Origin of the sequence: Vitreimonas sp., assembly GCF_036392335.1 — a bacterium.
Lineage (GTDB): Bacteria > Pseudomonadota > Alphaproteobacteria > Caulobacterales > Aquidulcibacteraceae > Vitreimonas.
Map to the genome: position 1 here is coordinate 65,588 of NZ_DASVYD010000072.1, position 8,293 is coordinate 73,880.

Consider the following 8,293-nt stretch of genomic DNA (forward strand, 5'->3'; position numbering starts at 1 on the left):
ATGACGCTTTCCGACCTCTCCGTCCGACGTCCGGTGCTCGCGACAGTCCTGTCGCTGATCATCATCGCCTTTGGTCTGATTGCATTCACGACGCTGCCTCTGCGCGAATTGCCGGATGTTGACCGCCCCATTGTCTCGGTCAACACGTCCTATCCGGGCGCCTCGGCGCAGGTGGTTGAGAACCAGATCACGCGTGTCATCGAAGATCAGCTCTCGGGCATTGACGGCATCGACGTCATCGGCGCGACGAGCCGCGATGGGCGGTCCTCGATCAATATCGAATTCACGCTCGACCGCGATATTGAGGATGCCGCCAATGACGTGCGCAACGCCGTCAGCCGCGCCCGCGGTCAATTGCCAGCCGACGTCGATGAGCCCGTGATCCGCAAGGCCGACGCCGACGCGGATGCGATCATTTGGTACAGCCTGGAATCGACGACGCTCAATCGAATCGAACTGACCGACTATGCCGACCGTTATGTAGTCGATCGGCTCGCAGTGCTGAACGGCGTCGCCAATGTGCAGATCGGCGGCGCTTACCGCCGCGCCTTACGAATCTGGTTGGACACCAACGCGCTCGCAGCGCGCGGCTTGACGGTGCAGGACGTCGAGAGTGCGCTGCGCAGTCAGAATATCGAACTCCCCGCCGGTTACGTGCAAAGCCAGGAACGTGACTATCAAGTTCGGGTCGCGCGCGCGTTCGAAACGCCTGAGCAATTCCAGCGCTTGCCGATCAGCCGCTCGGCGACCGATGAAGCCGTTGTGCGGTTGGGCGATGTGGCGCGGGTCGAGATCGCACCTGAGGAAACGCGCAGCCTGTTCCGCGGCAATCGCGTAGAGCAAGTGGGCCTGGGCATTGTCCGCCAATCGCAATCTAACGCGCTTGATGTGGGGCGCGAGGTCAAGGCCGAAATCGAGCGCATTACGCCCACCCTCCCCGAAGGGACCCGCTTCGTGCTCTCGTACGATGCGACGCTTTTCATCGATCGCGCCATCCAACGCGTGGGCCAAGCGCTGCTGGAATCCACCATCCTCGTGGTGCTGGTGATCTTCTTGTTCCTGGGGTCGTGGCGCGCCGCGTTCATCCCGGCGGCTGTCATTCCGGTCTGCCTGGTCGGTGCGTTCCTGGTGATGTCCGTCTTTGGCTTCTCGATCAACTTGCTGACCCTTCTGGCGCTTGTGCTGGCGATCGGCCTCGTCGTCGACGACTCGATCGTGGTGTTGGAGAATGTCCAGCGCCGCGTCGACACGCTCGGTGAGCCCCCCTTGGTGGCCGCGGAGCGCGGCACCCGGCAGGTGTTCTTTGCGATTGTCGCGACGTCGGCCGTGCTGGTGGCGGTGTTCGCGCCGCTGCTCTTCGTCGGCGGCTATGTCGGCAGTCTCTTTGTTGAACTGGCCGTGACGATCGCGGGCGTGGTCGTGATCTCCGCCTTCGCGGCGCTTTCTCTGTCGCCGATGATGTGCTCGAAACTTGTGAAGCCGGTGAAGTCAGAGACGCGCCTCACGCGCATCATTGACGGTGCGCTCGACAAGCTCCGCAGCTCCTATCGCGCCTCCTTGGAGGCGGCGCTGCAGGCCAAAGGCTTGGTCTTCGCTGTGTTCGGCGCGGTCGTACTGCTTGGCGGCTTCATCTTCACGCAGCTCTCTTCGGAACTCACGCCAGCGGAAGATCGCGGCAATCTCATAGTGTTCGCTCAAGCGCCCGAAGGCGCCGGCTTCGAGTACACCAGTCGCGTCATGTCCCGAGTCGAGGACGTGTTGATGAGCTATGTCGAATCCGGCGAGGCCCAGCGTGTGCTGGTGGTTGCGCCGGGCTTCGGCGACGCCGGCACGAGCCGTTTCTCGAGCGGGATCGCGCGCGTGTTTCTCGCCAATTGGGAAGATCGCCATCGCTCCGGCGCGGAGATCGAGACCGAGATCAACCAGCGCTTGGCGCAGATCCCCGGCGCCACGATCCGCGCGCGCATGCAGAGCCCGTTCAGCGGCGGCGGCGGTGGCGGCGCCGACGGCGCTTCGATCGTGTTGCTGGGATCGACGTATGAGCAGGTGGCGCCGGTTGCTACGCGCATCGTCGACCGGTTGCGCGAAAGCCCTAATTTCCAGCGGCCGCGGATGAATTACGAGCCGACCTCGCCGCGCGTGCTGGTGGATATCGACCGCGAGCGCGCGGCGGCGCTCGGTGTCTCCGTTCAGGCGATCGGTCGTACGCTCGAAGCGACGATGGGATCGCGTCGGGTGAACACGATCACCGATCGCGGCGAGGAATATTACGTCTATCTTCAAGCCGAGCGCGACGAGCGCTCTGACATCGCCGATCTGTCCAACAAATTTGTTCGCTCGGATCGCACCGGCGAATTGATCCCGCTTTCGACCGTGGTGACGACGCGCGCGCAGGGCGACACGGCCGAGCGGCGGCGCATGAATCGTCAAGCCGCAATCACGGTGGCGGCATCCATCGCCGGCGATTACGCGATCGGCGATGCGCTCAACGAACTGGAGCAGATCGCACGCGAGGAAATCGGCGAGCAGCCGATCGCGATCGACTACACCGGCGCAGCGCGCCAGTTCAAACAATCGACCGGTGCGATCGTTTTCGCCTTCGGCTTCGCGTTGCTGATCGTGTTCTTGGTGTTGGCGGCGCAGTTCGAAAGCTTCGTCCACCCGCTTGTGATTATGCTCTCGGTGCCGTTGGCGCTCACCGGCGGACTGTTCGGATTGTTCCTGTTCGACTTCACGCTGAACATCTACAGCCAGATCGGTCTCATTATCTTGATCGCGCTCGCGGCTAAGAACGGCATCCTCATCGTCGAGTTCGCCAATCAATTGCGCGACGAAGGCAGATCGATCCGCGAGGCAATCGTTGAAGCCTCGGATCTGCGCGTGCGCCCGGTGCTCATGACGTCGGTCGCGACCGTGGTCGGCGCCATTCCACTTATTATGGGTCATGGCGCGGGCGGTGAGAGCCGGATGACGATCGGCGTCGTCATCTTTTTCGGCCTCACGCTCGCGACGATGCTGACCCTTTTCGTGATCCCGGCTTTCTACGATCTGCTCGCGCGCTACACCAAGTCGCCGGAAGCGACCGCCAAAGAGATCGAGGCGTTTGAACACGACGAGGCGATTGCTCGCCCCGCCGAATGATCACGGCGCGGGCGCGCTTTCGACCATGAGATAAGCGATAAGATCGCGCCGTTGCGTTTCGTTGCGCACGCCCGCGAACGCCATTCGGTTCCCCGGCAAGAAGGACTGCGGGTTGGCGAGCCAATGATCGAGCTGCGCGCCGTCCCAAACAAAGTCCGCGTCTTGCACGGCTTGCGAATAATTGAAGCCCTCAAGCGATCCAATCTCGCGGCCAAAAACGCCATGAAGATTCGGGCCAACACGATTGGGCGCGCCAGCTTCGATCGTATGGCAAGAGCGGCATTGCGCGAACACGCGGCGACCGGCCTCGTAATCTCCCTCGTTATACGGCGCGGGCAGGGCAGCCAGCGCTGCTTGAATTTCTTCCGCATTCGGCGCGGGTGCGGCGGGCGCAGCAGCGGGCGCGGCGACCGGCGCCTCGGCGGCGCTTTGCGTGCTCGCGCTTTGTTCGGCGGAGGGGCCGCAGGCGGAAAGCACAACGGCGAGAGCGGCGGAAATCAGAAGACGACGCATCATGTGGCTCAAACCCTTCCCTCAACGCGGATCGGAATGTCCTGCGTGTCGCCGCAGTGCGCAATCGGGGCTTCACGCGGCTTAGCGCCGCGCGGAAAACGTGCCGCCTGGGGGACTCGAACCCACGACCCCCTGATTACAAATCAGGTGCTCTACCAGCTGAGCTAAGGCGGCGCGGGCGACCTTTTGCCAGCGTCGCGTCTGTGACGGAAGTCCTGGTCCGCACTTCGTCGGAAAGGAAAATCGTCCGGGCAAACTCCCCTTTGCGGCGCGTGTCGGATATGGTTAAGGCCGGGTGCGTGGCTCGCGCCGCAGGGGACCTCCGCGCTGGTCGCGGCGAACACAGAAAAGTGGGGAAATAACATGAGCTTCTGGGATTCTGTGTTCCGCGCGATTTTCGGCTCTCGTGGTTCGCGGCCGACCTCGCCGCCGCCGCCGGAGCGTCCCCCCGCGACGCCGCCGCGTCCGCCAGCGACGCCGCCTGCGCCTCCGCCCGCCGCGCCGCCTCCACCTGTTACGCCGCCTGCGCCGCCGCCGATCGCGCCATTGCCGCCAACGCCGCCCGCGCCATTGCCGCCGGTCAACACCGCGCCGCCACCGCCGATCGATCCCTCTGTCGGCTTTTCGCTCGATGCTTTGCGCGCGACGAATGCGGCCCGTCTGACCGACGCGGAGATTGCCGCCTCGGCGCAACGGCTTGGCGTCGAGGTCAATGTCTTGAAGGCGGTGATCAAAGTTGAGAGCGCCGGGCCCGGTTTTGCCGACAACAAGCCGCTCCTCTCCTTCGAGCCGTTCTGGTTCAGCCAAGCCACCGCGGGTCGCTTCGACGCCTCGAACCCTGGTGTGTCGCAGGCGTCGAACCGTGCGTATCTTGGGGGCACGCAGGCTTCACGCTGGAGCAAGTTAAGCGAGGCCTTTGCGCTCGATGCGGAGGCCGCGTTAGGCGCTGCGTCGTGGGGCGCATTCCAATTGCCGGGACGCTACTTCGCCGATGCGGGTTATTCCGACGTGTTCTCATTCGTGCGCGATATGGCGCATTCGGAGGCTCGGCAATTGGCCGCGTTCGAAGCCTACATTTCGCGCAAGGGCCTTGCCGACGAGCTGCAGCGCCGTGATTGGGACACGTTCGCACGCGCGTATGAGGGTGAAAACGGCGCGGGGCAATATTCCTCCGCGCTCGCGCGCGCCTACGGCACGTTGGCCCCGCCGCCCGCAAGCGACGGTTATTTGGATAGCCTCGTCGCGGGTACGCGCGATCCGCTGACGCGCGCCGACTTCGAAGAAGTCGCGGCCATGCTCGGCTGCGAGGTCGAAGCCATCCAAGCCGTGGTGCAGGTGGAGAGCGGCTCGGCGGGTGCGTTCGCCGCGAATGGCAAACCCATTATCCTGTTCGAGCCCCACATTTTCTCGCGCCGCACCAATCGGCAGTACGATACGAGCCATCCGACGATCTCTTACCGCTCTTGGGACGCCACCAAATATCCGCGCACGCAGGACGGACGTTGGGCGCAATTGCGCGAGGCCTATGCGCTCAATCCGCAAGAGGCGATCGCATCGGCGAGCTATGGCCTGTTCCAGATCATGGGCTTCAACCACAACGCTTGCGGTTTCCCTGATCCCAAATCTTTCGTCTCCGACATGTGCCGCAGCCAGGCGCAACAGCTCAAGGCGTTCGCCAATTTCGTGCGCTCGAACAATCTCGCCGACGAGCTTGTGCGCAAGGATTGGGAAGGCTTCGCGGCGGGCTACAATGGCTCGGGCCAGGTCGAGCGCTACGGACGTCTCATGCGCGAAGCATATGAACGCTTGAAAGCGACATCTTAATTTTGGGGTAGGGGCGGCCGATGAACTTTTTCGAAGCGCTGTTTCGCTTGATCTTCGGTCGCCGTGGCGGCGCGAAGACCACATCGCCGCCGCCGCGTCCGCCAGCGACGCCACCAGCGCCGCCGCCTGTGGCGCCTCCGGCGTCCCCGCCGACAGCACCGCCCGTCGCGCCGCCACCTCCGCCACCACCTCCTCCGCCAGCGGCGGGCGGGTATTTGGAGGGGCTGCGTGTGCAAGACGCCTCGCCGTTGCGTCGCGCGGACTTTGAAGCGGTCGCCGCACGTCTTGGCTGCGAGTGGGAAGCTGTGGCGGCGGTCGCGGAAGTCGAGTCGGGTCCGTTGGGCGGCTTCGCGCAGGATGGCCGTCCGATTATTCTATTTGAGCGCCATCTCTTCTCGCGCAAAACCAGTTCGCGCTTTGACGCATCCAACCCAACGGTCTCGAACCGCACGCCAGGCGGCTATCCGCGGACCCAGGCCGAGCGATGGGCGCAGCTGACGGAAGCTTATGCGCTTGACGCTGAGGCTGCGCTGGCCAGCGCGAGCTACGGCCGCTTCCAGGTGCTCGGTCAGAATTATCCGAACCTGTCGATGGCGAATGCGCACGAATACGTCTCGAAGCTCGCGCGCTCGGAGCGCGATCAGTTGGAGGCGTTCGAGGGCTTCATTCGCGCCAATAGCTTGGCTGACGAGTTGCAGCGCAAGGACTGGACGGGTTTCGCCAGCCGCTACAACGGCCCCGGCTACGCGGCCAATCAATACGATACGAAAATGGCGCAAGCCTATGCGCGCATCAAAGCCGATCCGGCGTCGATCGCGTGATCATCGGACCGCCGGCTTCCTGTCGGGGTCGTTCCGGATGATCTGAAAGGGCTAGCTGGCAGGCGGCGGTCCGATGTTGCGTCAGGGCGGGTGAACGCCCTACATGCGAGCATCATGGCTCGCTACCTCATCACGTCCGCGCTTCCTTATATCAACGGCATCAAGCATCTGGGCAACCTGGCCGGCTCGATGCTGCCGGCGGATATCCATGCGCGGTTTCGCCGCTTGCAGGGCCATGAGGTGCTCTATATCTGCGCCACCGACGAGCACGGCACCCCGGCTGAACTCGCGGCGGCGGAAGCGGGCCAGGACGTCGCCACTTATTGCGCGCAGCAATATCAGATTCAGAAGGACGCCTGCGACGGCTTCCGTTTGTCGTTCGACCATTTTGGCCGTTCGTCCAATCCGCCGAACCACAAGCTTACGCAGCATTTCTGCGAGGCGTTGGAAAAGAACGGGCTGATCGAAGAGCGCGTCTCCAAGCAGATTTATTCGATCGACGATAAGCGCTTTCTGCCGGACCGCTATGTCGAGGGCACGTGCCCGAATTGTGGCTTCGAACGTGCGCGCGGCGATCAATGCGACAATTGCGGCACGCTGCTCGATCCGATTGAATTAAAGAACCCACGCTCCAAGATTTCAGGCTCAACCAATGTGGAGGCGCGCGACACGGCGCATCTCTTCTTGAAGCAGCCGCTGATGCAAGAGCGCATCCGGGCTTGGGTCGATCAAGCGACCGAATGGCCGCCGCTGGCGCGCTCGATTGCGTACAAATGGCTCGATGAAGGCCTGATCGATCGCTCGATCACACGCGATCTCTCGTGGGGCATCAAAGTTACGCAAAACGGACAGATACGCCCGGGCTTTGAGAACAAGGTCTTTTACGTCTGGTTCGACGCGCCGGTGGAATATATCGGCTCGACCGTCGAATGGGCGGAAGCAACTGGCGGCGCCAATTCTCAAGAAAAGTGGGAACGCTGGTGGCGCACCGACAAGGGCGCTGACGATGTCACCTACGTCCAATTCATGGGCAAGGACAACGTCGCCTTCCACACCGTCAGTTTCCCCGTGACGATCATGGGCTCGGGCGAGCCGTGGAAGCTGGTTGATCGCTTGAAGGCGTTCAATTGGGTGACATGGTACGGCGGCAAGTTCTCGACTTCTGAGAAGCGCGGCATCTTCATGGATCAAGCGCTTGATCTGCTGCCGAGCGATTATTGGCGCTGGTATCTCATGGCGAACGCACCCGAAAGTTCGGACGCCGCGTTCACGCTCGAGCAATTCCAGCAAACCATCAACGCCGACCTCGCCAACGTGTTCGGCAATTTCGTGAACCGCATCACGCGGTTCGCGGCGTCGAAATTCGACTCGAAAGTGCCGGACGGCGGCGCATGGGGCGCGAACGAAGACAAGCTCGCACAAGAATTCGCCGAACGTTTGACGGCGCTCACGCAATTCCACGAGCAAATGGAATTCCGCAAGGCGGCGGCCGAGTTGCGCGCCATCTGGGTCGCGGGCAACGAATATCTGCAAGTCGCAGCGCCCTGGACGGCGTTCAAGACCGATCCCGAGGCGGCGGCGGTTGGCGTGCGGACGGGGCTCAATGCGTGCGCGCTGTTCGCCATCTTGGCTCAGCCCTTCATTCCGGACGCGGCCAAGACGGTGCTCGACGCCATGGGTGTGCCGGAGAAGAATCGGATGTGGCCAAACCCTGCTGACCGCGGCGTGTGGGATGCGCTCCCGCGTGGTCTGCAGATCAACCCGCCGGATGTTCTGTTCAAGAAAATCGAGGACGAACAGGTGGCTGAATGGACTGCCCAATTCGGCGGCGGGGCGTAATCCTGGCGCGCTAGACGGCTCGGCGCGATCCTGCTTAACCTTGGCCACCCCGTGGGGACGGGTCGAACGGAGGGGCGCTCATGGAATTGCTCGATCAGGCGGTCGCGTATCTGCGCGAGGGCTTCGGCACTATCAACAATCCCAAGGGCCTTTTG

Annotated in this window: 5 protein-coding genes and 1 tRNA gene; 4 read left to right on the forward strand and 2 right to left on the reverse strand. The window is 63.1% G+C overall.

What is annotated here, in order from left to right; genetic code table 11:
- Positions 1 to 3,141, forward strand: coding sequence for an efflux RND transporter permease subunit (locus VF769_RS17295; RefSeq protein ID WP_331009679.1), 3,141 nt, complete (start codon positions 1 to 3; stop codon positions 3,139 to 3,141).
- Here the strand turns inward: VF769_RS17295 and VF769_RS17300 are convergent, their stop codons facing one another.
- Complete coding sequence (locus VF769_RS17300; RefSeq protein WP_331009680.1) at positions 3,142 to 3,657, reverse strand: cytochrome c family protein; 516 nt, start codon at positions 3,655 to 3,657, stop codon at positions 3,142 to 3,144. It lies immediately after the preceding gene.
- A gap of 98 nt (positions 3,658 to 3,755) precedes the next feature.
- A tRNA-Thr gene (locus tag VF769_RS17305) sits at positions 3,756 to 3,828 on the reverse strand.
- A 189-nt stretch (positions 3,829 to 4,017) separates the two neighbouring features.
- Here VF769_RS17305 and VF769_RS17310 point away from each other — a divergent pair.
- The 3 genes from VF769_RS17310 to metG all read left to right on the forward strand — a co-directional run bounded on the left by VF769_RS17310 (position 4,018) and on the right by metG (position 8,138).
- The gene (locus VF769_RS17310; RefSeq protein ID WP_331009681.1) at positions 4,018 to 5,478 is read left to right on the forward strand and encodes an N-acetylmuramidase domain-containing protein; all 1,461 of its coding nucleotides are present in this window, start codon (positions 4,018 to 4,020) and stop codon (positions 5,476 to 5,478) included.
- A 20-nt stretch (positions 5,479 to 5,498) separates the two neighbouring features.
- Positions 5,499 to 6,299: an N-acetylmuramidase family protein gene (locus VF769_RS17315; protein ID WP_331009682.1), complete on the forward strand. Its 801-nt coding sequence runs from the start codon at positions 5,499 to 5,501 to the stop codon at positions 6,297 to 6,299.
- A gap of 114 nt (positions 6,300 to 6,413) precedes the next feature.
- Positions 6,414 to 8,138, forward strand: a complete 1,725-nt coding sequence (gene metG, locus VF769_RS17320; RefSeq protein ID WP_331009683.1) for a methionine--tRNA ligase — start codon at positions 6,414 to 6,416, stop codon at positions 8,136 to 8,138.
- Positions 8,139 to 8,293 lie beyond the last annotated feature (155 nt).